Origin of the sequence: uncultured Oscillibacter sp., assembly GCF_950073225.1 — a bacterium.
Classification (GTDB): domain Bacteria; phylum Bacillota; class Clostridia; order Oscillospirales; family Oscillospiraceae; genus Oscillibacter.
This window is the reverse complement of the sequence record NZ_CATMPS010000003.1, coordinates 64,934-88,196: the sequence shown is the minus strand read 5'-3', so window position 1 is coordinate 88,196 and position 23,263 is coordinate 64,934. Positions and strand designations below refer to the sequence as shown.

Annotated in this window: 16 protein-coding genes; 8 read left to right on the top strand and 8 right to left on the bottom strand. The window is 61.8% G+C overall.

The window, feature by feature from the left end; all coding sequences use genetic code 11:
• Window positions 1-36 precede the first annotated feature (36 nt).
• From Q1M04_RS03275 to Q1M04_RS03265, 3 genes are read right to left on the bottom strand one after another with little or no spacing between them, the layout of a single operon-like run.
• Window positions 37-918: a PfkB family carbohydrate kinase gene (locus Q1M04_RS03275; protein ID WP_297293936.1), complete on the bottom strand. Its 882-nt coding sequence runs from the start codon at window positions 916-918 to the stop codon at window positions 37-39.
• A complete protein-coding gene (locus Q1M04_RS03270; protein ID WP_297293937.1) occupies window positions 915-1,643 on the bottom strand; it encodes a PHP domain-containing protein in 729 nt (242 codons plus the stop codon). The genes Q1M04_RS03275 and Q1M04_RS03270 overlap by 4 nt, the downstream gene beginning before the upstream one ends.
• Before the next feature lie 54 nt (window positions 1,644-1,697).
• Window positions 1,698-2,708, bottom strand: a complete 1,011-nt coding sequence (locus Q1M04_RS03265; protein ID WP_293279780.1) for a LacI family DNA-binding transcriptional regulator — start codon at window positions 2,706-2,708, stop codon at window positions 1,698-1,700.
• A 338-nt stretch (window positions 2,709-3,046) separates the two neighbouring features.
• Between Q1M04_RS03265 and Q1M04_RS03260 the strand changes: the two genes are divergently transcribed.
• From Q1M04_RS03260 to Q1M04_RS03230, 7 genes are all read left to right on the top strand, one after another.
• Window positions 3,047-3,781 carry an HAD family hydrolase gene (locus tag Q1M04_RS03260; RefSeq protein ID WP_293279781.1) on the top strand — a complete coding sequence of 245 codons (735 nt, stop codon included), beginning with the start codon at window positions 3,047-3,049 and terminating at the stop codon, window positions 3,779-3,781.
• A 33-nt stretch (window positions 3,782-3,814) separates the two neighbouring features.
• A complete protein-coding gene (locus Q1M04_RS03255; protein WP_297997143.1) occupies window positions 3,815-4,552 on the top strand; it encodes an HAD family hydrolase in 738 nt (245 codons plus the stop codon).
• A gap of 81 nt (window positions 4,553-4,633) precedes the next feature.
• Window positions 4,634-5,410, top strand: a complete 777-nt coding sequence (locus Q1M04_RS03250; RefSeq protein ID WP_297997141.1) for an HAD family hydrolase — start codon at window positions 4,634-4,636, stop codon at window positions 5,408-5,410.
• A gap of 38 nt (window positions 5,411-5,448) precedes the next feature.
• Window positions 5,449-7,017, top strand: a complete 1,569-nt coding sequence (locus Q1M04_RS03245) for a phosphoglycerate mutase (2,3-diphosphoglycerate-independent) (RefSeq protein ID WP_297997139.1) — start codon at window positions 5,449-5,451, stop codon at window positions 7,015-7,017.
• 201 nt (window positions 7,018-7,218) lie between these two features.
• Entirely contained in the window at window positions 7,219-8,052 is an 834-nt protein-coding gene (locus Q1M04_RS03240; RefSeq protein WP_297997137.1) for a transketolase, read from the top strand.
• Window positions 8,053-8,067: 15 nt separating this feature from the next.
• Window positions 8,068-9,039 carry a transketolase family protein gene (locus Q1M04_RS03235; protein ID WP_293281556.1) on the top strand — a complete coding sequence of 324 codons (972 nt, stop codon included), beginning with the start codon at window positions 8,068-8,070 and terminating at the stop codon, window positions 9,037-9,039.
• Window positions 9,040-9,261: 222 nt separating this feature from the next.
• Window positions 9,262-10,449 (top strand): 4-hydroxybutyrate dehydrogenase, encoded by a 1,188-nt coding sequence (locus Q1M04_RS03230; RefSeq protein WP_297997134.1) that lies wholly within the window; start codon window positions 9,262-9,264, stop codon window positions 10,447-10,449.
• Window positions 10,450-10,546: 97 nt separating this feature from the next.
• Here the strand turns inward: Q1M04_RS03230 and Q1M04_RS03225 are convergent, their stop codons facing one another.
• From Q1M04_RS03225 to Q1M04_RS03210, 4 genes are all read right to left on the bottom strand, one after another.
• The gene (locus Q1M04_RS03225) at window positions 10,547-12,217 is read right to left on the bottom strand and encodes a nucleoside kinase (RefSeq protein WP_366131480.1); all 1,671 of its coding nucleotides are present in this window, start codon (window positions 12,215-12,217) and stop codon (window positions 10,547-10,549) included.
• Window positions 12,218-12,405: 188 nt separating this feature from the next.
• Entirely contained in the window at window positions 12,406-13,722 is a 1,317-nt protein-coding gene (locus Q1M04_RS03220; RefSeq protein ID WP_297997132.1) for an ABC transporter substrate-binding protein, read from the bottom strand.
• Window positions 13,719-16,274 carry a response regulator gene (locus tag Q1M04_RS03215; RefSeq protein ID WP_300345844.1) on the bottom strand — a complete coding sequence of 852 codons (2,556 nt, stop codon included), beginning with the start codon at window positions 16,272-16,274 and terminating at the stop codon, window positions 13,719-13,721. The genes Q1M04_RS03220 and Q1M04_RS03215 overlap by 4 nt, the downstream gene beginning before the upstream one ends.
• A gap of 240 nt (window positions 16,275-16,514) precedes the next feature.
• The gene (locus Q1M04_RS03210; protein ID WP_297997128.1) at window positions 16,515-20,165 is read right to left on the bottom strand and encodes an S-layer homology domain-containing protein; all 3,651 of its coding nucleotides are present in this window, start codon (window positions 20,163-20,165) and stop codon (window positions 16,515-16,517) included.
• A gap of 398 nt (window positions 20,166-20,563) precedes the next feature.
• Between Q1M04_RS03210 and Q1M04_RS03205 the strand changes: the two genes are divergently transcribed.
• A complete protein-coding gene (locus Q1M04_RS03205; protein WP_297997125.1) occupies window positions 20,564-21,697 on the top strand; it encodes an S-layer homology domain-containing protein in 1,134 nt (377 codons plus the stop codon).
• 51 nt (window positions 21,698-21,748) lie between these two features.
• On the opposite strand, the gene Q1M04_RS03200 is transcribed toward Q1M04_RS03205, so the two are convergent.
• Window positions 21,749-23,155 carry an aminopeptidase gene (locus Q1M04_RS03200; protein WP_297997122.1) on the bottom strand — a complete coding sequence of 469 codons (1,407 nt, stop codon included), beginning with the start codon at window positions 23,153-23,155 and terminating at the stop codon, window positions 21,749-21,751.
• Window positions 23,156-23,263: the final 108 nt, after the last annotated feature.

Below are 23,263 nucleotides of genomic sequence, written 5' to 3'. Positions count from 1 at the left end.
CCGGCGAAAAACCGGGGGCCCTTGCTATGCGCAGGCTCAATAAAATTCCTTGATGTACGCGTCCACGTCCGCCCGGGTGCCCATGTAGGGGCCCGGGGTCTCCATCTTGAGGGAGACCAGCGCCGTGGCGGTTTGAAGGGCGGCGGGGATGTCCTGGGTCAGCCGCTCGTTGATGTAGCAGGCGAAGGTGGTGTCCCCCCGTCCGGTGCGGCCCCCCAGGCTCCGGGCCTTGATGGGGCAGGTGTAAATCTCCTTGCCGTCGTAGACCAGCACTTCCGTGTTGTGGGTGATGAGGATTTCCTTCGCGCCCCAGCCGTAGAGGACCTTGGCGGCCTCCACCCGGTCCGCGAGGCCGGTGAGGATTTCCGCCTCGGCGGCGTCGGTTTTCAGGAAGCGGACATAGGGGAGCAGTTCCTTCTTGGCCTCCCAGTCCCGGTAGACCATGCCGCCGTTCTCCTCCCAGCGGAGCATGCACTGCACGTCGATGGCCAGCATGGCCTTCTTGGCGGCGAAGGGCAGAAACTCGTTGGGGATGTCGCCCCCCACCAGGCCCGCCAGGTGCCAGATTTTCGCGTCGATTTCCTCCGGGACCTCCTCGGGCCGGTAGGGGTCGATTTTGCTGTCCACGGTGGAGGTCCGGCGCTCCCGGTCCGGGGTGTGGTAGACGTTTTTGGTGACGAAGGAGTGGGTGCTGTGGAGGGGGAACACCGTGATGTTGGGGGCGGCGGCGAAGGCGTCCTTCAAGTCCACCTGGGCGGTGTCCGCCTTGGGCAGGACGGCGGTCTTATGGCCCATGTTGGCGGCCGCAAAGCCGGAGTAGTACACCGCGCCTCCGATGGCCTGGACGGTGGTTCCGTCATAGTCCACATTGGTGTCCTGGGCAATCTCTCCGATAATCAGGGTATTGAACTGGCTCATTTCGCTTCCTCCTTACGGATGGCCTCGTCGGCCTCTACAAATTCCTGGAACGCGGGGCTCCAGAGATGGAATTTATGGCTTTCAATCATGCGCTTGTAGGCGAAGGAGTCGTGGACCCGCTCCGGCAGGAGGACGGCGGTCCGGGCCTCATCCCCGTCCCGGTGGGTGTCGGACCCGGCCAGGCGGTAGTACTCGGGGTGGCGGCGGCAGAGCTCCAGGGCTTTGTCGTTGTTGTTTTCATGCCGGGGGTTTCCGTTGATGATCTCCGCCCCGTGAATGGCGGTTTCCTGAACCGGGGCGCTGCCCTTGCGGAAGGGGTGGGCGTGGATGATGAGGACCTGGCTGTGATACTTGTCGAAAAACTCCTGGGCGCTCATGCAGCAGATATAGGGGTTGGAGCGGAGCCACTGCTCGTCGATGCCGTAGACCAGGTAGTCGTTGTCGTTTTCCGGGAAGCGGAGCTCCGCCCCCAGGATGACGTCCAGCCCCACCTCGTCGCCCCGGCGCTTAGAGGCGTGGTAGCCGCTCAGGTAATGGTCGCAGACCAGGTCCCAGTTGTGCTCGGTGTCGATGCGGGAGAGGTACTCCGGGTGGAGGTGATCCGTGACCACCAGGCCGGTGAAGCCGTTTTGGACATAGCGGTCCACCACGTCGGCGGCGTAGAGGTGGCCGCAGCGGCTGGTTTCGGCGGTGTGGGTGTGGGGGTCGTAGCGATAGCCGTTCATAGTGAAAATTCCCTCTTTCCTCACGGGGAGCGGAAGCTCCCTGTGTGTGATAATTTAAGACGCGTGCAGATCCCGGCAGGTGCTGCGCTTGATCAGCGTCGGCATCAGAATCTGATGGACATAGCCCTGGGTGCCGTTTTCAATTTTGTCCCGGAGCATATCCACCGCCTGGACGGCCATGTCCCGCTTGGGCTGTTCCATGGTGGTCAGCTCAATCCGGGGCAGGGCGGTGGAGGAGATGTTGTCGAAGCCGATGAGACTCAATTGACCGGGAATATTAATGCGGGCGTCGTCCGCCGCCTTCAAAACGCCCAGGGCGTTGGAGTCCGTGGAGGCGAAGATGGCGGAATAGTCGATGGGCTTGGCAAAGAGCTCCTTGGCCAGCTGGTAGCCGCCGGTGATGGAGGAGCGGGTGAATTCGCTGTTGAAGAACCGGGGGGTCAGCCCCAGCTCCCGGCAGGCCCGGATATACCCCTCCGCCCGGAACTGGTGGGTGGTGGTGTGGCGGCGGCCAAAGTAGAGGATATCCCGGTGGCCCAGCTCATAGAGGTACTTCGTGCCGATATAGGTCCCCCGGCTGTTGTCCACGGCCACGTAGCTTTGAGGCTGGTCCCGGAGGTTCTCGCTGAGGAAGACCGTGGGCACCTGGTCCGTGTAAGCCCGGATGTTCTCATAGGTCTTTGGGCTCTGGGGGACGATGAGGATGCCGTCCACCTGCCGGCTGAGAAGGAGCTTCACCACCGTCTTCTCCTGCTTCAAATCCGGCCCGGAGTTGCAGAGCATGATGTTGTACCCATGCCCCCTGGCGCTCATCTCGGCGTAATAGGCCAGCTCCGACATAAACTGGTTGTCGATGGAGGGAACCACCAGCCCGATGAGCCCCGTGCGCTTGGTCACCATGGAGCGGGCCACGTAGTTGGTAGTATAGCCCATCTCGTCGCAGAGCTTGATAATGCGCTCCCGGGTGTCGCTGCCAATCTGGTGGCTGCCGGAAAGGGCGCGGGAGACGGTGGCGTAAGATACGCCGGCGGCTTTGGCCACGTCCTTCAAAGTTACACTTTTCATAGCTTTTCATCCTTTCCGCGCCACTGGAAATTGTAAACGTTTCCGCTTTATTTTTTGGAACCGGCCAGACTCCGGCCGGTTCAAGTTGTCAAGTAAAGAATATCTGATTTTCCCGGCAATGTCAATAACAATCTGGATTTTTCCCATCTTTGGGCAGAAAAACGAAAAATGATCGAAGTCTTCGGCGTTTGGCATATTGACAAAGGACCTGTGTTTCATTTAGAATAAAGCTGAAAAGGCCGCAAACGTTTACGGTTGGGCCGGAGACGGCCCGGCCGCCTCCTGGAACGCCGTTCCAGGGACCCGCGACGTCTACCATATTATAAGGAGGAATTCTTATGACCCCCGATATCAAAACGATCTTTTTCGACGTTGGCAACACGCTGCGCATCGTGCTGAAGGAGCAGGACTTCATCGACCGGGCCGAGGCCGGGCTGATGGAGCTCATCCACACCACCGAGACCCATGACGAGCTCTTTGCCAAGCTGGAGGAGCGCTGGAAGAAGTACCGCAAGATGTCCAAGGAGACCCTGCTGGACGCCTCTGAGGGCGAGCTGTGGACCCAGTACATGCTGCCGGAGTACGACGCCAACATGATCTTTGCCAACGCGGCGAAGCTGACCCGCCTGTGGCGGGATCACGACGGCCGCCGGGTGGCCCGGGCCGACGCCGTGGATACCATCAAGGAGCTCTGCGCCCGGGGCTATACCCTGGGCATCATCGCCAACACCGTCACCGAGACGGAAATCCCCGACTGGATGGCCGCCGACGGCGTGGCCCAGTGCTTCAAGACCACCATCCTCTCCTCCAAGGTCCGCCTGCGCAAGCCCAACCCGGAGATTTACCACCTGGCCTGCCGCTGCATCGGCACCCCGGAGGCCAACTGCGCCTACGTGGGCGACAATCCGGTCCGGGACGTGGAGGGCACCCAGGCCGCGGGCTTCGGCATGATGATCCGCATCGACGAGCCGGACACCCTGAACATGGAGCACGCCACCGGCAAGGAGTTCACCCCCGACCATGTGATTACCGCCCTGAGCCAGCTTCTCGATATTTTCCCCGCCCGCGCTTAAAATACATAAAGATACACAAGGAGGGAACACGCCATGGATACGACTAAGCGTTACAAGGCCGTCTTCTTCGACCTGGGAGGCACCCTGCGCATCGCCCTGCTGGAGGAGGCTTGGATGAGGCACGCCCGCCGGAAGATGGCGGAGATTGCCGGGTCCCCCGTGTCCTACGAGGAGTTCTACCAGATGATTGAGGAGCGCTACGAGCCCTACCGGGACTGGGCGCTGCGCGAGAATAAGGAGTCCGGGGACGAGGAGCTTTGGTGCAAGTGGCTGCTGCCGGACTATGACCAGGCCCGCGTCAAGCAGGTCTGCCATGAGCTGAGCTACCAGTACCGCCAGTGCAAGGGCCGCCGGATCGTGGTGGACGGCGGCGTGGAGGTCATCAAGGGGCTCCATGAGCGGGGCTACAAGCTGGGCATCATCTCCAACCTCATCGGGGAGAACGAGGTCCCCGACTGGCTGGAGGAGGACGGCCTGGCGGAGTACTTCGACACCGTTATCCTCTCCTCCGTCTGCGGTCTGCGCAAGCCCTGCTCCGAGATTTACAACGTCGCCTGCAGGGACATCGGCGTGGCGCCGGAGGACTGCGTGTCCGTGGCGGACAATGTGAAGCGGGACATCACCGGGGCCAAGGAGGCGGGAATCGGCTGCAACATCATCTTCCGCTCCCCGGAGAAGAAGCACGCCGTGGAGTTCACCGAGGCCAACCGCCCCGACGCGGTGATCAGCGGCTTCCGGGAGATTCTGGATTTGCTTCCCCCCTTGAATTAAAACCAATTTGGGATGCGTCCGGGGAGACCCGGACGATCCCGCGTTTCAGAGGAATAGACTGAACAAGGAGGCCGATAGGAAATGAACACCGATATTCGTTACATCTTCCTGGACCTGGGAGGCACCTTCCGGGTCATCGACGAGGACCCCGCCTATCTCTCCGCCGCCCGGGCCAAGATTGCCGAGCTCTGCGGCGTGGAAACCGACAACCCCAACCAGTGGTTCAGCGATGTCATCGACAAGCGGTACGACAAGTACCGGGACTGGGCCCTGAAATTCATGTGCGAGGCGCCGGAGGAGGTCCTGTGGACCCGGTGGCTGGCCTATGACATGGACCGGGAGCGCATTTTGAAGAACGCCGCCGAGCTGACCTACCAGTACCGCCAGACCAAGGGCCGCCGCACGGTGGTGGAGGGCGGCGCGGACACCGTCAAGGAGCTCTGCGCCCGGGGTTATACCATGGGCATCATCAGCGATCTGGTTGGCAAGCGGGAGGTGGACGAATGGCTGGACGCCGACGGCCTCCGGCCCTACTTCAAGACCGTCCAGCAGTCCTCCATTACCTATATCCGCAAGCCCGGCCCCGCCATCTACTACTACGCCATGGAGGAAGCGGGAGCCCAGCCGGAGAACTGCTGCTACGTGGGCGACAATTTGAACCGGGACATTGTGGGCGCCAAGGCCGTGGACTTCGGCATGACGGTGGCCGTGCAGTACGACCGGAGCAAGCCCCTGAAGCTGACGGAGGAGAACATGCCCGACGGCAAAATCTACACCTTCCCCCAGCTGCTGGACATCTTCCCCGAGGGGGGCAAGGTGGCCGTGGATAAGCTCATCTCCCCCAACGACGGACAATAAGGATTTGATTGGCTAATTGACTATAGGAGGTTTTTCATATGGCAGACATGAAACGCGGCGGCGCTCAGCTGGCTGAGGCCGTCAAGAAGGCATACGAGCTGGGCCAGGACGACTATCATCTGGAGCCCATGGTCCTGGTGGAGGACGGCAAGCCGGTGGGCAAAATCGGAGACGGCGACGCGGCCATCTTCTGCTGCCGCCGGGGTGAGCGGGAGATCGAGCTCACCGAGATGTTCACCGAGCCGGATTTTGACAAGGCAGATCGCCGGATGCTCCGGGATCTGGACTTCGTTATCATGACCATGTACCACGACAAGTTCAAGGACCTGCCCATCGCCTTCGCCCCCGCCAAGGTGGTGAAGCCCCTGGCCCAGGTCCTCAGCGAGGCGGGGAAGACCCAGTTCCACTGCGCCGAGAGCGAGAAGTTCGCCCATGTGACCTTCTTCTTCAACGGCGGCGAAAACAACCCCTTCCCCGGGGAGGACGACGTGTGCATCCCCTCCCCCAAGGGCATCGACTTCGACCAGCAGCCGGAGCTGTCCCTGCCCAAGGTGGCGGACACCGTTATGGACGCCCTGGGCAAATACGACTTCGTGGTGACCAACTTCGCCAACGGAGACGTCATTGGGCACACCCAGAACACCGAGGCGAAAATCAAGGCCTGCGGCTATGTGAGCCAGTACCTGGATAAAGTGGTCAGCGACGCCCTGGGCAAGGGCTACGTGGTGGCCATCACGGCGGACCACGGAAACATCGAAAAGCTCTACACCGCCGCCGGGAAGCCCGACGGGGCCCACACCACCAATCTGGTGCCCTTCATCATGATCGACCCCGCCGACAAGAGCCCCATCTCCCTGCGGGACGGCTCCCTGGGCGACGTGTCTCCCACGGTGCTGAACGTCCTGGGCATCCCCCAGCCCGCCGAAATGGACGGCAAGCCCCTCTGCGAGGGCAAAACCTGGGGCGAGGGCCGGAAGATGCTCCTCATCATCTGCGACGGCTGGGGCCTGGGCACCGGAGACGACGGCGACGCCATCCATCTGGCCGACACCCCCTACTGGGATTCCCTGCTGGCAGACCAGTCCTGGTCCAAGCTCCACGCCTCCGGCGAGTTCGTGGGCCTGGGCGCGGGCAAGGCCGGCAACTCCGAGGCGGGCCACTCCAACCTGGGCGCGGGCCGCTGCGTGATGCAGGACGACGTCCGGCTGGACGCCGCCGTGAAGGACGGCAGCTTCAAGCAGAATCCCATTTTCCTCCAGGCCATTGAGCACGCCAAGAAAAACGGCACCGCTTTGCACCTGCTGGCCTACCTGACCTACAAGTCCTCCCACGGCTGCATCGACTACCCCCTGAACATCTGCGAGATGGCCCGGGACAATGGGCTCAGCCGGGTGTATCTCCACATCATCTTCGACGGCCGCTCCACCGAGCCCGGCTCCGCTCCCGCCCTGCTGGCGGAAGTGGATGAGAGGCTGGAAGCCATCGGCGTGGGCCGCGTCGTGGACGGCGTGGGCCGGGGCGTGGTTCTGGACCGGGACAAGAACTACGACAAGGTGAAACGGGCCTACGACGCCATGGTCGAGGGCGCCGGAACCCAGTACGAATAAGGTTTTTGGAGGGAAGGCCGGGACGTATTATCCCGGCCTTCCAGAATTATGAAGATGCACGCAAATTCGAGGAAAATTGCACGCAGAAAGTTTGTTAAAAATATAATTGTCATTGACGGGAACGGCGCTGGTGGAGTAAAATAATGCCCGAGGAAAAGCTCCGCAGCGTTCAACAACAAACTTGGAAAGGAAGCGACACCCATGAATGAGAAAAAGCTAAAAGTCCTGGCGGCTGAAATCCGGCTGGAGACGCTGAAGGTGATCCACAGTCGGGGCTTCGGCCACGTAGGCGGGTCCATGGACTTGGCGGACCTGATGGCGGTGCTGTACGGCGAAGTCATGAAGTTCGACCCGAAGAATCCCCGCTGGGAGGACCGGGACTGGCTGGTTTTGAGCAAGGGCCACGCGGGACCTGTGGCCTACGCCACCTTCGGCCTGATGGGCTTCTATCCCATGGAAGACGCGTACACCCTGAATCAGCCGGGGACCAAGTTCCCCAGCCACACGGACCGCAAGCTCACCCCCGGCGTGGACCTCACCACCGGCTCCCTGGGCCAGGGCGTCTCCACCGCCACCGGCGCGGCCCTGGGCAATAAGATCGACGGACGGGACAGCACGGTCTTCTGCGTCATCGGCGACGGCGAGGCGGACGAAGGCCAGGTCTGGGAGGGCTTCCACTTCGCCTATGCCCACAAGCTGGACAACATCATCTACTTCATCGACAACAACGGCTACCAGCTGGACGGCTCTACGGACGATATCCTGGCCCACGGAGACATCGCGAAAAAGGTGGAGGGCTTCGGCCTGCACACCCAGGTCATCGACGGACACGACGTGACGGCCATCTACGAGGCCATCCAGAAAGCCAAGGAAACCAAGGGCGTGCCCTCCTGCATTGTGCTAACTACCAGCAAGGGCAAGGGCGCGACGTTTGCGGAGCCCAAGCACGACCACTCCTCCCAGCCCAAGGAGGAGCAGTGGCTGGAGGCCATCGCCGCTTCCGAAAAAGAGCTGGAAGCCGCGAAGAACGCTTAAAGGAGGGTGAGAGAAATGAATGTGAAACTGATTGGCAAGCATGAAAAGGATTCCCGGGCCTGCCGGGACGGCCTGGCTCTGACCCTGAACGAGCTGATGGCCGAGGACAAGAGCATCGTGTATGTAGACTGCGACCTGATGGGCTGCATTAATACCAAGCAGCTGGTCAAGAATTACCCCGACCGGGCCTTTGAGGCGGGCATCGCCGAGGGCAACGCCGCCGGCGTGGCCGCGGGCCTGGCCGCCACGGGGAAGAAGGTTTTCTTCCACTCCTTCGGCACCTTCTCCAGCCGCCGGTGCTATGACCAGATCTACATGAGCGCCGCCTACGCGGGCCTGAGCGTCCGGGTGCTGGGTTCCGACGCGGGCGTGACGGCGGCCTTCAATGGCGGCACCCACATGCCTCTGGAGGACGCGGCCATGTACCTGAGCATCCCCACTGCCACGGTGATCGACCCCGCCGACTACGACCAGCTGGCCAGCGTCACCAAGGGATTGGTGAATGTCGAGGGCGTGAGCTTCACCCGCTTCGTCCGCAAGGACGTGATTCGGGTCTATGACGAGGGCTCTGAGTTTGAAATCGGCAAGGGCGTGGTGCTCCACGAAAGCGATAAGGACCAGGCCACCATCATCACCTCCGGCATCATGGTGGACGAGAGCCTGAAAGCCTATGAGGCCCTCCAGGCCGAGGGGATCAGCGTCCGGGTGATCGACATGTTCACCTGGAAGCCCCTGGACGAGGAGCTGGTCATCAAGGCCGCCAAGGAAACCGGGGCCATTGTCACCGCCGAGAACCACAATACCTGCTGCGGCCTGGGTTCTGTCGTGGCCAACTGCCTGGCGAAGAACTGCCCCACGGTGCAGGAGTTCGTGGGCGTGCAGGACGAGTTCGGCCAGGTGGGCCCCCAGAACTTCCTGATGGACACCTACGGCCTCCGCGCGGCCAACATCGTCGAGGCCGTGAAAAAGGCGATTGCCCGGAAGTAATTTTAGGCAACCCTACAAAATTGGCAGGTATCGAAAGACGGGCCGCCGAGCACCCGCAAGGGGTACGCCGCCGCCGTAAGCGGCAAAGCCGCTAACGGCGGGCGCAGGGCGGCGGCCCCTACGGTACGCCTATCGTACAACGCAGCCTGTAGGGGCGGGCCCCCTGGCCCGCCTGTCCTCCGCAAATGCCGTTCTAAAAATTTAAAAGGAGACTGATTCATTATGGCTCAGAAAATGGACGCTTTTTCCGCCGCTCTGATGGCCGACAAGCGTGAAATCATCTTTGCTCCCACCGTGTACAAGTTCGACACCTTCGCCGCCATGGCGGAGGAGTTCAAGCTGGGCGAGCGGGACGTGGTGCTGACCAACGAATTCATATACACCCCCTTCATGAAGGAGCTGAACCTCAAGTGCCAGTTCGTGTTCCAGGAGAAGTTCGGCGCGGGCGAGCCCAGCGAGGAAATGATCCAGGTCATGTACGACGCCATCCCCTATGAGAGCTACGACCGGGTTATCGCCGTGGGCGGCGGCGCCATCATGGACCTTTGCAAGCTGCTGGGCTGCAAGCGCCCCGACACCGTGCACAACCTGTATTTCAAGCGCTTCCCCGTCCAGCATGAAAAGGACGTCATTGCTATCCCCACCACCTGCGGAACGGGCTCCGAGTGCACCAATATCTCCGTGGCGATTGTCAAGGACGAAAAAGACGGCGTGCTCACCGGCGGCGAGACCAAGCTGGGCCTGGTGTCCGACGGCATCATCCCCAACAAGGTGTGCCTGATTCCCGACCTCATCAAGACCCTGCCCTACAAGCCATTCGCCTGCTCCGCCATCGACGCGCTGGTCCACGCCACGGAGTCCTTCCTGAGCCCCCACCGGAAGACCATGACCAGCGAGCTGTTCTCCGAGAAGGCCATGGACATGATCCTCAAGGGCTTCAAGCTCATCGACGAGAAGGGCCAGGACGCCCGGTTCGAGTATCTGGACCAGTTCGTCACCGCCAGCTTCTACGCGGGCATCGCTTTCCTGAAGGCGGGCTGCGGCCCTGTCCACGGCATGAGCTTCCCTCTGGGCGGCACCTACCACGTGGCCCACGGCGAGAGCAACTATATGCTCTTCGGGGCCATCATGGACTACTATGACGAGAAGAACCCGGACGGGGAGATCATGCGGTTCAAGGAGCTGGTGGCCGGTATCTTAGGCTGCGAGGCCAAGGACGCCATCCCCGAGATGAACGCCCTGCTCCAGCGTATCCTGCCCCTGCGCCCCCTGCGGGACTGCGGCTTCACCGAGGAGGACTTCAAGAAGTTCCCCCAGAGCGTGGAAGCCAACCAGCAGCGCCTCATGACCAACGCCTACTATCCCTTCGACCTGGAGAGCGAGGAAGCCATCTACAGAAAGTGCTTCTAAGCGGTTCGATGTGAATGAAAAACCGCCCGGCATGTCAACATGCCGGGCGGCTTCCTGTTCTCACTGGCTTAGCGGCGCCAGGCAGCGGGCGCGTTTGTCAGGCGTGGTAGCAGCCCCCGCCGATGAACTCCCGCATCAAGGAGGTCTTGGGGATGTTGTCCGCCGGAATGGGCAGGAAATAGTTCAGGAATTTCAAAAGCCGCTTGGCCTCGATATACTCCTCGCTATCCCTGGGAACGCCGAACAGCAGGGGCTGGACGTAGGGCTTCAGCAGGGCCGTCTCATAGATGAGGGCGGAGTTGAAAATCATGTCCGCGCTGTCCTGGAAGGGGAAGATGTTGTTTTCCTCCCCCCGCCGGACGGAGGGCCACATTTTGATGGTGGCCTGGGCGCTGTAGCCCCGGGTCCGGGCGTCCCGCTCAATGCGCCGCAGGAGCCGGGCGTCGGTGGTGGGAATGCGGTTGTGGTCGTCGATGTTCAGCGTGGTGAGACAGCTGATATAGATTTTGTATTTGCTTTCCTTCGGGAGGGCATGGGTGAAAGCGTCGTTGAGGCAGTGGATGCCCTCGATGACCAGCACGTCGCCTTCCGACAGATGCATGAAATTGCCGTTGTACTCTCTTGCGCCCTTCTTGAAATTGTAGGTGGGAATTTCCACAGTCTCGCCGTTGAGGAGGCGGATGCAGTCCTGATTGAACTGCTCCACGTCCATGGCCCCCAGGCCCTCGAAGTCGTAGTTGCCGTTTTCGTCCCGTGGGGTTTTGTCCCGGTTGACGAAATAGTTGTCGGTGGCGATGGGATAGGGCCGCAGGCCGCAGGCCCGCAGCTGGGTGGACAGCCGGTGGGAGAAGGTGGTCTTGCCGGAGGAGGAGGGTCCGGCGATCATGACGAAGCGGACCTCCTTCCGGGAGGCGATTTCGGCGGCGATGTCGCCGATCTTCTTTTCCATCATGGCCTCGTGGGCCAGGATGAGGGGCGTCGCTCCGCCTTGGGAGATGGTGGTGTTCAGCTCCGCCACGTTGGAGGCGTTCAGGGCTTCGGAGCGGAGGGTGGATTCGTAGAGCTCCCGGAAGACCTTGCGAGAGGGCTTGAAGTCCCCTAAATGGTTGGGGTCCTTCTGGGTGGGCAGGCGGAGGACGAAGCCGTTTTCAAAGAGCTCCAGTCCGAAGCACCGGATATAGCCGGTATCCGGGGCCATGTAGCCGTAGAAATAGTCCACAAAGCCGTCCAGGGAATAGACGTTGACGTGGGAGTTGATGCGGAAGCTGAGGAGCTGGGCCTTGTGGATCAGCCGGGCCCTGCGGAACAGCTCCATGGCGTCGTCGGTGTTGATGGCCTGCTTCTCGATGGGCAGCGCGGCGGCGGACAGCTCCCGCATCCGCTCCTCCACCCGGTCCAGCAGGGCCTGGTCCAGGGTGAAATTTCCCCGGACCAGGAGAAAGAGGGCGCTGCTGAGGGAGTACTCCACGGAGATGCGTTCCACATTCTCCCGGCCCGCCACGTCATAGAAGGCCTTCAGCATCAGGAAGACGGCGCTGCGCTCATAGGTCTGGATGCCGGGCCTGTCCTGGGCGGTGACCATTTTCAGCGAGCAGTCCCGATCCAGAACTTTGTGGAGCTCGCAGAGCTTCCCGTCACGGTTGACCAGCAGGATGTCGTAAGGGGTCCGGCCCTGAAAATCCGCCGCAATGGCGCGGTAGGGCGTTCCGTAAGGATAGGCGTATTCCACGCCGTCCACGGTGACCTTGATCATTTTTTTCTCTTCCATAGGATGGCCTCCTTCTATATGTGATGGTTCCGCCGGGTGAAGAGACGCTTGCGCCTTCTTCAGCCGGGCTGACTCTATCATACGATATTTTGGCGGAAAATACAAGGAGGATTCCGCTGTAAAAAGGCCGGGCGGACAGTTCCGCCCGGCCTTTTGCCGCTTGGTTCCGCTCATGGCGGAAAGCCATGTTAGTCCTTGGCAAGCGCCGCTTCCTGAAGCGCGTCGAAAGCGGCCATGCACTCGTCCACCGACGCGCCTTCCAGAAGCTCCCGCACGATGAGGCAGGTGTTTCCCCACTGCTCCACATTCATTCCCGCGTTGGAGCCCAGGACGTAGATCCCTTCTTCAATCCGGTCGTTGAGGGGCCGCAGGGAGGGGACGCAGTCCACCTTCACGTTTTTGGAGGGGGAGATGACCCGGTTGGTTTCCGAATAGAGCTGGAGGGCCTCGTCCGAGGTCATGATGTCCAGGGCTTTGGCCGCGTCTTCCCGGTGCTCCGCCTCCGCGCCGATGCCGTATCCGGTCATGGGTATCACCGGCATCTGGCCCCGGCTGCTGGGGAAGCCCACAACCTGCATTTCAAAATCGGTTTTTCCATAGCCGGTTTCCGAGTTGGCCGCGCCCCAGTAGGCCATGACAATGGGGGTTTTTCCCGCCAGGAAGTCCGGCCCCTCCGCCTCGATGGCCTCGCTGACCAGAGCCGTCTCCGCGTCGATGTAGCCCCGGTCAATCAGGATTTGCAGGAACTCAAATCCGGGGCGCATATAGTCGCTGTATTTGGCCTCGCCGCTGTTGAGGGCCGCGATTTCCGCCTCCGCGTTCCCGCCGTTGTACAGGTCCGCGTAGGCCTGGGCGAAAACGAACGTCTCCAGCCACCAGCGGTTTGCCCCTATGGGCGTCTCGAATCCGTTTTCCTTGAAAACGCGGCAGCACTCCAGGAACTCCTCCGGTGTTTCCGGCTGGGATAAGCCATACTGGTTGAAAAGATCCATGTTGAGGAACAGGCCGTAGGCCACGATCTCCTGGGGGATGGCGATCAGCTTCCCGTCCACCGTGTTGGCGACCCGGATGATCTCCCGCAGATTTTTCGCGCTGTCCAGCCCCGAGAGGTCCATCAGCTTTCCCTCCGCCCCCAAAATCAGGAGGGTATCCGGGTTCAGCAGATACAGGTCGTCCATATTGCTGCGCGCCCGGTCGAGAGTGACCTCGTCATAGGTCTTGTCCTGATAGTTTTCCGCCGTGTAGGTCCTGTACATCATGCTTACGCCCAGTTTTTCCTCGGCCATTGCCACCGTCAGGTCCGACGCGGTCCGGGCGATGTTTTTCGCGTTGGGATCGGTTTTTTCCATGGGGCTGAACAGGTTCACCACCCGCGCCGCTTCCTTTTCCTGGGAAATCAGGTTTTTGGGCTTGGCGGAGCCTTGGCAGGCCGCCAGGGACAGCGCCGCCAGCACCGCCAGGAACAGAGCGGACCATTTCCGGCTCACGCTCTTGATAGGCGTCATGATCCATCTTCCTTTCGCTTGGTACATTGCGCAATAACGCTCTTCAAATGCTCCATATTCAGCGGCTTGGCCACATGGGCGGTCATCCCCGCGTCCAGGGCCGCTTTTTCATCTTCGGCAAAGGCGTTGGCCGTCATGGCGATGATGGGAATGCGCCCCGCGTCCTCCCGCTCCAGGGAGCGGATGGCCCGGGCGGCCTCGTGACCGTTCATCACCGGCATCTGCACATCCATCAAGATGGCGTCGAACGCACCCGCTTCCGCCTCCTGGAAGCGCTCCACCGCTAAACGGCCGTTTTCCACGATTTCGCAGGAGGCCCCTTCGATCTCCAAAAGCTCCGCCAGGATCTCCGCGTTGATTTCGTTGTCCTCCGCGGCGAGGAAATGGAACCCCCGCAGGCCGCTGTCTTCCGCCGGGGCGGGGGCTTCGCCGGGGTCCGCCCAGAGCTGCGCCACCTTCTCCCGGAAGGCGGAGACGAAGAACGGCTTTGTGAGAATGCCCGCGGATTTGATTTGCAGCGCTTCCTCCAGTCCCTCCGCGCCGGATTCCGCCAGGAAGAGGATGGGCATGGAAAACGACTCCCGCAGGTCCCGTGCCGCCTGGAGGCCGCAGGTCTTCCAGTCCAGCAGGACGATTTGGCAGTCTCCGCCGTTGTCCCGCAGCCAGGCGGCGGCTTCCTCCCAGCCGGCGGCGGTGTCCAGGCGGATTCCGGCGTCCTGCATCAGGGATTGAATGCTCTCCCGGCTCTCCGGATCGGCGTCCACCGCCAGCACGCGGGAAATGCCCCGCTGTTCCCAGAAGCGCCGGTCCGCGTGCCCCTCCTGAATGCGCAGTTCCAGGTCGACCCGGAAGAGGGAGCCCCGGTCCACCTCGCTGAACACCTCAATGGTGCCGCCCATCAGCTCTACGATGCTTTTGGTAATGGCCATGCCCAGCCCGGTGCCCTGCACCTTGTTGGTGGTGCTGTTTTCCGCTCTGGTAAACGCGTCGAAAATGGTTTCCAGGTATTCCGGCGTCATGCCGTAGCCGTCGTCCTCCACCTCCATGCGGATATGCTCATATTGGCTGGAGCGCTGCTTGAGCTCCATGATGCGGAAGCGGATATGCCCGCCCTCCGGCGTGTATTTTACGGCGTTGGAAAGGAGGTTGATCAAAATCTGATTGATTCGAGTTTCGTCGCCAATCAGGCGCTCGTGCCGGATGCCGGTTGCCTCCAGATGAAAGTCCTGCTTTCTGGCTTTGGCCATGGGCTGGATGATGGCGTCCACGGAGGAGATCACATCGTTCAGGGAGAATTCCTCCAGGTTCAGCACGACTTTTCCGCTCTCGATTTTGGAGACGTCCAGGATGTCGTTGATGAGGCTGAGAAGGTGCTGGCCGGAGGCCATGATCTTCTGGGTATATTCCCGGACCTTGGCCGGGTTCTCCGCGTCCTTGGAGAGGAGGGCGGTGAATCCCAGCACCGCGTTCATGGGCGTGCGGATGTCATGGGACATGTTGGAGAGGAAGGTCGTCTTGGACTCGCTGGCGATCTGAGCGGCCTGGAGGGCCTCCGCCAGCTGCTGGCTGTGCAGCTTCCGCTCCGCCTCCTGCTCCTTCCGGAGCTTATCCTGCTGCCTCCAGCTGAGGTAGTACAGCAGGATGCACAGGAAGAAGGCCGCCAGCATGGAGGCTACCACGATGAAAATATTCTGGCTGACGGTTCGCCCCTCCTGCTGGATGGCCTGGATGGGCACGTAGCCCACCAGGAAGATGGTGCCGCCGTTTACCGACCACATGTAGTTCAGCGCCTGCACGTCCCGGATATCGTGGTAGAAAAGAATGTTCTTCCCGCTTCCCAGGCACGCGTTTACCTCCGCCCGGATCTCCGGGTCCTGAATGTCGTTGGCGCGGTAGAAATCGGTCAGATTTAAATGGCCCGCGCTCCGCTGGCCCATGCCCTTGGGCTTTAGGACAAAGCGCTGGCTTTCCGCGTCCATAACGTACAAAGAGGCCTGCTTGTTGTAAAACCCCTCCGGAAGGGAGCGGTCGACGGCGTCGTAAATGTACTCGGCGTAAAGGGTGCCGATTTCCCGGCCGTCCCGTTCAACGGGGCACTTCATGGTATAGGACCAGGTGCCCATGTAATTCAGATAAGACTGGGAGATCGGCAGGCCCATAACCGTTTCGCCGGCGGAAAAATCCAGGCTGTCTTCGGTGAAGCGCTCTCCGGTATTGGAGACGCCTTCGGTTTTGCCGGAGAGAATCAAAGACATTTTGGACATGGTCTGGTTCTTCTCATACGCGCGGATATACGCCTCCGGGTCGTCCACACGGGCGATCTCCTGGGCGATCAGGGTCTGAAACTCCGCTTCGCTGCGCAGGATCGTCTCAATGGTGCTTTCAATGAGATCCAGGCTTTCGCTTAAGTTTTGTATGGCGGAATTGGACATCTCCCTGGCGGTTTTTCGCGACACCGAAAATATAATTGCCCCGAACATGCAGAAAACCAATATAATGGAGAGGAGCAGGGAGAGGCCCCTCCGCTTGATTTGCTTATTTGGAATGTTCATCATTGGCTTGCTCCATTCTAACGCTCCGGCAGTACGGCGCCTGATTGCCGGGGGAAGGGGCTCCTTCCCGTTCCGCAAACCGCGTCGAAGCCATATTACATCCCATTATACTATTCCCTTCCTTTTAGTGTCAATAGATGCGGGGCGGCGGAGCAAAAAAAGGCCGGCGCTAAAGCGCCGGCCTTCCTAAGCTGTTTCCCAAAAGCTTCCCGTGGGTGCTTCCGCCCTGGGGCGGAAGGATTATGGATGATTCAGGAAGTTCACATACCGGGCCAGCATGGCCGCCGCCTGGGCGCGGGTGGCCTTGCCGCCGGGGGAGAAGGAGCCGTTTCCGTAGCCGCTGAGGATGCCGTTTTCCGAAGCCCAGCGGACCGCCTCGCGCGCATAGCCGCTGACGGCCTCCGCGTCGCTGAACCGCAGTTCCCGCTCCGTGGCGGCGGGACTGCCCGCGCAGCGGTGGAGCATGGCCGCGAACTGCTCCCGCGTCACCGTGCTGTCCGGGTTCCGGCCGTCGCTGATCCCCTGGGCGATTGCCCAGGCGGCGCCCTGTTCATAGGCGGACGCTCCGGAGGCGCTTACGCCGTCCAGCCGGGCCAGCACCGTCATCAGCATTGCGCGGGACATGGGTGCGTCGGGGCTGAAAGCGGTGGAAGTTTTGCCGGAGAAGAGCTCCCGGGCGGTGACGAAGCCGATGGCGTCCTCCGCCCAGTGGCCCGGGGTATCGTGGAAATCCTTGCCGTTGTCCCGGAGCCGCACCGTGGCGCCGTCGGGAACGCTGACGGCAATCCGGCCTCCGCTGAGAACGGCGGTTTTGAGCAGGGTTTCGGAGCCGTCGCCGCCGGCGAGGTAAGCCACGGTGGTGCCGGCGTCTCCCTCTGCGGGAATTTCCACCCGGACAAGCCGGACGCTGCCGGTGCGGATGACAATGTCGGCGTTTGCCCCGGGCAGGGCCGGGATGGGCAGGACGATGGTCCCGCCGTTTTTCTGGCTCTCCTGAACCGCCTGGGAGGGAAGCCGCACGTCGGCCCGGGCGCCGTTCCGGTTTTCCCGGACGGTGGCGGTCAGGCCGTCGGACTGCTTCACGGTGGTTTCGGCGGTTCCGTCGGGCCGTTCCACCGTTTTGACGGTGGAGCCGTCCTTCGTCGTTTCCGTAGTGGTGACGGTGCCGTCCTTTTTCGTCTCCACCACGGTTTTGGAGCCGTCGGGCCGTCTGGTGGTCTCCGTCTCCGTGCCGGTGGTTTTGTTGACGGTGGTGGAGACGGTGGAGCCGTCGGGCCGTTTGACCGTCGTGGTATTGGAGGAGGAGCCGCCGGAGGACGAGCTCCCGCCGGAAGACGAGCTCCCGCCGGAGGATGATCCTCCGCCGCTGGAACCGCCGGAGGAGCTTCCGCCGCCGGTGGCGGGAAGCGTTTCCCGGACCATCTCGTAACCGCAGACGGTGCAGGACTTGTGGCGGGTCCCGTTCTGGGAAGATGTGGCGGGCCGGTCCACCACCCAGTCTCCGGCGGTGTGGGCGGCGTAGCCGCTCTTTGCGCTGTCCGCCGTGATGGGACAGCCGGAGGCGGTGCAGTCGTGCCAGTGGTGGGAGGCGTTGGTTTTCCAGGCGGAGCCCCAGGCGTGGGCATGGCTGGGAGTGGGGGGCGTGACGCCGCTGGGAGTCCAAATGGCGTTTAAGGTCACGTCCCGGGCGGGCATTTTAAAGCTCAGGTCCGGGCTGTTCCGGTTGTCCAGCGTCAGGTCCCCCGCGTCCCAGGCCGCGAAGGTTTTCCCAGCCTTGACGCCTGCCCGGACGGTGACGCCGGCCCCTTCCTTATAGGTGTAGGTTCCCGCGGGGGTGCCGCCCTCGCCGGTGTTGCCCACCGTCAGGCGATAGCTGGTCTCACCGGGCGGGTCAGGCTGGTCGGGAGGATCGGGAGGATCAGGCGGCTCCGTGGCGGCGGTGATCCGGACGGTGTAGGTCGTGGTCTTCCCCTGGTAGGTAATGGTCAGCGTCTGGCTCTCCGCCGCCTGATCGGAGTTGAAGCCGGAGACCATCGTCTCCGTGACATTCACCGTTTGTTTTCTTCCGTCGGAATAGGCCGCTTCAATCGTAAGGCCGGAGACGTCCAGGGCCTCGCCCACCTGATAGGCGGTCTTGTGCCCGGTGCTGTTGACGGAAATGGAGTCGAGCACAGGGTCCACGGGACCGGGGTCCGGATCTCCGCCGCCGCTTGTAACGGTGAGCACGGCGTCCTTGAAAAGCGCCTTTCCTTCAACCGTGTAGTCTTTGGGCACGATGATCTGGATGGTATAATCGCCCGGGTCACAGAGTTTATCCGTGGAAACGCAAAGTTCATTCCCGATGATCTCCATGGAGAAATAGCCGTAGGTATCGCGGTAAATGTAATAGGTGTCCCCTTCGATTACTTGCTCTGTCCGGTTGGTGGTCTTGTCGTTGATGCTGATGGTCAGGGGAATGAAGTCCAGAAGCACCCCGGCCCCGGCCGCGTTTTCGACGGTTAGAGGAAACTCGGCTTCGCCGCCCGCTTCCACGGTCTGCGCCGTTGTGTCGAAGTGGAAGTCCTGCACAAGGTCCCTGTTCCCGCCGGAGGAGTCCTCCACAGCCGTCCAATTGCCGTTTTCATCCCGGACCAGCGTCAGCTTGGAGCTGCCGTAGGGCAGAAGCTCGAAGGAGCCGCCGCTGGAGGCCGGGGTTTGGATATAGGTGTGGTCCACAATGGGTTGAGAGGTGGAGTTGGTATTGGAATAGTCTGTTCCGCCGATGGCCACCTTGGCCGAACCCTCCGCCGACTGGTCGGCAGTCATGGTTTGATCTGCGCCCATAATCAGAATGCCGCCGTCTGCGGTGAAATTATCCACCGTGAAATCGGTACCGCCTCCGGCGTTGTACAGGTTGGAAACCGTCAATTTTGCGCCGGAGGAGATGGAGAGGGAGGTGTTCCCGTTCTGCCGGAAGCTGCTGCCCTGGTCCAGGACCAGATTGCCCGAACGTACCGACAGGCTGGAGATATCGCTGTATACCTTGATGTCCTCATTCACGCCCTGGTACTCCACACGGGTTTCCGTCGCGCCCGCGCCAACCACGCCGCCCACTTTGGAGATTTTCTCGCCGGTGATGGTGACGGTTCCGTTTACGGTGTAGTTGTCAGGGTCCGGAAGCGTCACTTTTTGTCCGTTCACGTCCGGCGAATTTTTCTGCTGCGCACCTCCGGCATAGATGCGGCCCACGGCGGAGGCGCCGCCGGAGAGACTCGCGCAGCCGTCTATGCGGATGACGGGATCCCCGTCAAAGGAGTTTTCCGGGCCGTCTTGATGGCCGGTGTCCGGACCCATGCCGCCCATGCAGAGACTGCCGGCGTAGATATTGCCGCGGCCCACGACATGCTCGCTCGTGCCCTGGAGACTGGTGGTTCCCTGGATTGTGACGGTGTTGGCCGTGCCGGGGCTGGGAACCAGGAATTGCTCATAATCGTTTGGCAACAAGGTGCCGCCGAAGACATTAAAGGGATAGCCCGCGGCTGTTACGCTGTCCAGTGTCAGAGCGTACCCGTTGGCGATGACCGCGTTGCGGGTGCTGGTGGTAAAATCCAACTGGGCGTTTTGAATGGTCACGTTTCCGCCCAGCAGGACGCCTCCCGCACGGAGGGTAATTATGTGGCCCTGCCCGTCAATGGTGACGTCTTTTTCAATGATCCACGGAGCGTCCGAACCGGAATTGATCATGGCGTCCGAGGTCAGTGTGACCGTGCCGCCGCTGTCCGCTCGGTTAATGGCATCGATCAGATCAAAATAGCCTCCACTTTCCGCCGCCAGCCCCACAGGGGGGAAGAGAGAGGCGGCGATGCAGAAGGCCAATAAGGCCGCGGCCAGCCTGAAGGTTTTTTTCCTCATGAAAATTCTCCTTTTCGGTTTGTCCGGAGGGCGCTTCGCCCGCGCTTCCCGCGCCGGTTGAGGGCTGTGATTTCCTCCGCGAGTGCTGCTGGTCAACAATATATCAGAAAAAAGCCGGGTTTACAAGATTTGCCTGGCGGAAATCCCAGGAAATATTAGGAAAAACGTACATGTTCCTGGAGAAACGTCCCCGACCGCCGGAGGCGCGGGCCGCTCCATTGAAACGGGCTTTCCGCTTGGTGTGAGAAGGCTGGCGAAAACAGGGGCCATACCTTGTGTCTGTAACAAAGATGTAACATACAAATTGTGGTTTGGGCTTGCAAGGGCGGGGAAAATATCCTACAATAGAGCTTGAGTCTTTTGGGCTCAAACTTTGAAACGAAACGAGGTGCGCGCATATGAAAAAGACGCTGGCCGCTTTCTTCCTGGCCCTGGCCCTGCTGACAGGCGGCGCCGCCGCTTTCTCCGACGTGGACGAGGGGCTGTACTATGCCGCGCCCATCGCCTGGGCCGTGGAGCGGGGCATTACCACCGGAACCTCCGAGGACACCTTCTCTCCCGACGCCCTGTGCACCCAGGGGCAGATCCTCACCTTCCTCTGGCGGGCCGCCGGGTCCCCTCAGGCCGAGGCCCTGGAGACCGTATCCCTCAATCCTGCCTTTGCACAGGCCGTGGCCTGGGCCGCGGAGCAGGGCATTTTGGACAGCGCGGACGTTTCCGCCTCTGGGGGGGCCGTCCTCTTCAATCCCTCCGCCCCCTGCACCCGGGGCGCGGCCATGAGCTTCCTCTGGCGCTACGCCGGTTCTCCCGAAGCCAGCGCCCCCGGGGACTTTACCGACGTGGCCCCCAACGCCCCGTATGCCCAAGCCGTGGCCTGGGCCGTGGAGCGGGGCATCACCTCCGGCACCTCCGAGGCCACCTTCTCCCCCGGCGAGACCTGCACCCGGGGACAGATCGCCACCTTCCTGTACCGCTGCCTGAACGAGGGCGGAGAAAAGGCCGCCCTGCCGGAGGAGGTGATTCCGCAGGCCCCCGCCGGTCCCGAGCCGGAGGAGAGAGTCCAGCGGACCTATACCGGGACGGGCACGGCCCATTCCCTGGGCCTGGACGGCAGCGAATTTACCAGCGCGGGCGAGTACGAGGCGGAGGTTACCGTGGACGTTTATTCCCCCTACGAGGCGGTGTTTACCGTCAAGGTGCCCTTCCCCCTGTACCAGGCCTGCGCCTACACCGTTCGGTTCGAGGACCCGGAGAGCCCCGGAAAGGGCTACCACTTCACCTGCTTCCGGCGGGACGAGGCTTTTTCCGACATCCTTCCCTGGGTGGGGGACTCCGTACAATTTCTGTTTTCCAATATGTCCGGAGAAGAGACCCGGGCCGATTATACCGCCGCCTCCCAGGAGGAGGGACGGACGGACGGCGTGCTCTCCTGGCGGGTGGTCTTTACCAACGGAGCGGGCAACTTTACCTACGACCTTCTGGAGGGGCTCCGCCTCAGCTGCCGGGTCGACGCGAAGGTGCCAGCGGGCTGACCGCGCGCATATCAACAGGGCTGTGCCTTTTGGCACAGCCCTGTTTTTATCTTATTCCTTTGCCTGGAAAACGGCCCTCATGCCCTTGTAGGTTTCGTAGCAGTCCAGCTTGGAAACCGTCTCGAAGGGGGCGTGCATGCTCAGCACCGGAACCCCCGCGTCCAGAGTGCTGATGTTCCGGTTGGCCATATACATGGCCACGGTGCCGCCGCCTCCGGCGTCCACCTTGCCAAGCTCCGAAATCTGCCAGATGACTCCCGCCTGGTCGAAGAGCCGCCGGACATAGGCCACCGTCTCCGCGTCCGCGTCGGAGGCCCCGGACTTGCCCCGGGCCCCGGTGTACTTGCACAGGCCCACGCCGTAGTTCAGCTGGGACTCGTTCCGCTTCTCAAACACGTCGGGGTAGTTGGGGTCGTAGGCCGCCGTCACGTCGGCGCTGAGGCAGAAGGACTTGGCAAAGCAGGTCCGCAGGGCCGCGCCCTGGGCGGCGCACAAGTCTTCGATGAAGGTGTCGAAGGCGGCGGACTGCATGCCCGTCACGCCGTCGGAGCCAATCTCCTCCTTGTCTGCCAGGATGCACACGGCGGTCTTCACCGGGGTTTCCTCCAGGTCCAAAAGAGCCTTGAGGGCGGCGTAGGCGCAGACCCGGTCGTCGTGGCCGTAAGCCCCGATCAAGGAGCGGTCCAGGCCGATGTCGCAGGCCTTTACCGCCGGGACGGCCTCCAGCTCGGCGGAAGAGAGGTCGTCCTCCACTATGCCGTACTTCTCGTGGAGCAGCTTCATGACGGCCAGCTTTACCCGGCCGGACTCCTCCTCGTTTCCGATGGGCTCGCTGCCCAGCAGCAGGTTCAGCGTTTCTCCGGGGACGGCCTCCGCCAGGGGCTTCTTGTTTTGAGCGGCCCCCAGGTGGGGCAGAAGGTCCGTGATGACCAGCCGGGGCTCCCCCTCCTCCTCGCCGATGCGGACGGTGACCTTGGTGCCGTCCTTCCGGATGACCACGCCGTGGAGGGCCAGGGGGATGGTCACCCACTGGTACTTGCGGATGCCGCCGTAGTAGTGGGTTTTGAAATAGGCCAGCTCGCTGTCCTCATAGAGGGGGTTGGGCTTCAGGTCCAGCCGGGGGGAATCGATGTGGGCCGCCGCCAGCTGGACGCCCTCCGAGAGGGGCTTTTGCCCGATGTGGGCCAGCATAACCGCCTTGCCCCGGTTGCAGACATAGAGCTTGTTTCCGGGATTCACGGCCATTCCCGGCACATAGGGCCGGTAGCCCGCGGCCTCCGCCAGGCGGATGGTTTCCGCGGCGCAGAGGCGTTCCGTCTTGCTCACGTCCAAAAAGCGCTTGTAGCCGGCACAGTAGTCCTCCATGGCCGCCCGGCCGTCGTCGGTGAGGATGTCGTAGCCGTTCTTCTTTGTTGAGAGAAGCTGCTTCTTCAGCTCCTTGCAGTCCGATTTTTCCATAGCAAAATACCTCCATAAAGGGTGATCAAAGTTGCCGCCGCACCGGCTGACCTTCAAAAAGATCCCGCGGCGCAGAATCAAAGGCCGTTATAGCCTTTTGAAAAGAAG

Bases quoted from the DNA above. Each gene is read 5' to 3' on its own strand.
- Q1M04_RS03250 (WP_297997141.1), top strand. From the start codon at position 4,634: ATGAACACCGATATTCGTTACATCTTCCTGGACCTGGGAGGCACCTTC.
- Q1M04_RS03275 (WP_297293936.1), bottom strand. From the start codon at position 918: ATGAGCCAGTTCAATACCCTGATTATCGGAGAGATTGCCCAGGACACC.
- Q1M04_RS03215 (WP_300345844.1), bottom strand. From the start codon at position 16,274: ATGAACATTCCAAATAAGCAAATCAAGCGGAGGGGCCTCTCCCTGCTC.
- Q1M04_RS03205 (WP_297997125.1), top strand. From the start codon at position 20,564: ATGAAAAAGACGCTGGCCGCTTTCTTCCTGGCCCTGGCCCTGCTGACA.
- Q1M04_RS03230 (WP_297997134.1), top strand. From the start codon at position 9,262: ATGGCTCAGAAAATGGACGCTTTTTCCGCCGCTCTGATGGCCGACAAG.
- Q1M04_RS03255 (WP_297997143.1), top strand. From the start codon at position 3,815: ATGGATACGACTAAGCGTTACAAGGCCGTCTTCTTCGACCTGGGAGGC.
- Q1M04_RS03235 (WP_293281556.1), top strand. From the start codon at position 8,068: ATGAATGTGAAACTGATTGGCAAGCATGAAAAGGATTCCCGGGCCTGC.
- Q1M04_RS03240 (WP_297997137.1), top strand. From the start codon at position 7,219: ATGAATGAGAAAAAGCTAAAAGTCCTGGCGGCTGAAATCCGGCTGGAG.
- Q1M04_RS03210 (WP_297997128.1), bottom strand. From the start codon at position 20,165: ATGAGGAAAAAAACCTTCAGGCTGGCCGCGGCCTTATTGGCCTTCTGC.
- Q1M04_RS03245 (WP_297997139.1), top strand. From the start codon at position 5,449: ATGGCAGACATGAAACGCGGCGGCGCTCAGCTGGCTGAGGCCGTCAAG.
- Q1M04_RS03225 (WP_366131480.1), bottom strand. From the start codon at position 12,217: ATGGAAGAGAAAAAAATGATCAAGGTCACCGTGGACGGCGTGGAATAC.
- Q1M04_RS03260 (WP_293279781.1), top strand. From the start codon at position 3,047: ATGACCCCCGATATCAAAACGATCTTTTTCGACGTTGGCAACACGCTG.
- Q1M04_RS03265 (WP_293279780.1), bottom strand. From the start codon at position 2,708: ATGAAAAGTGTAACTTTGAAGGACGTGGCCAAAGCCGCCGGCGTATCT.
- Q1M04_RS03270 (WP_297293937.1), bottom strand. From the start codon at position 1,643: ATGAACGGCTATCGCTACGACCCCCACACCCACACCGCCGAAACCAGC.
- Q1M04_RS03220 (WP_297997132.1), bottom strand. From the start codon at position 13,722: ATGACGCCTATCAAGAGCGTGAGCCGGAAATGGTCCGCTCTGTTCCTG.
- Q1M04_RS03200 (WP_297997122.1), bottom strand. From the start codon at position 23,155: ATGGAAAAATCGGACTGCAAGGAGCTGAAGAAGCAGCTTCTCTCAACA.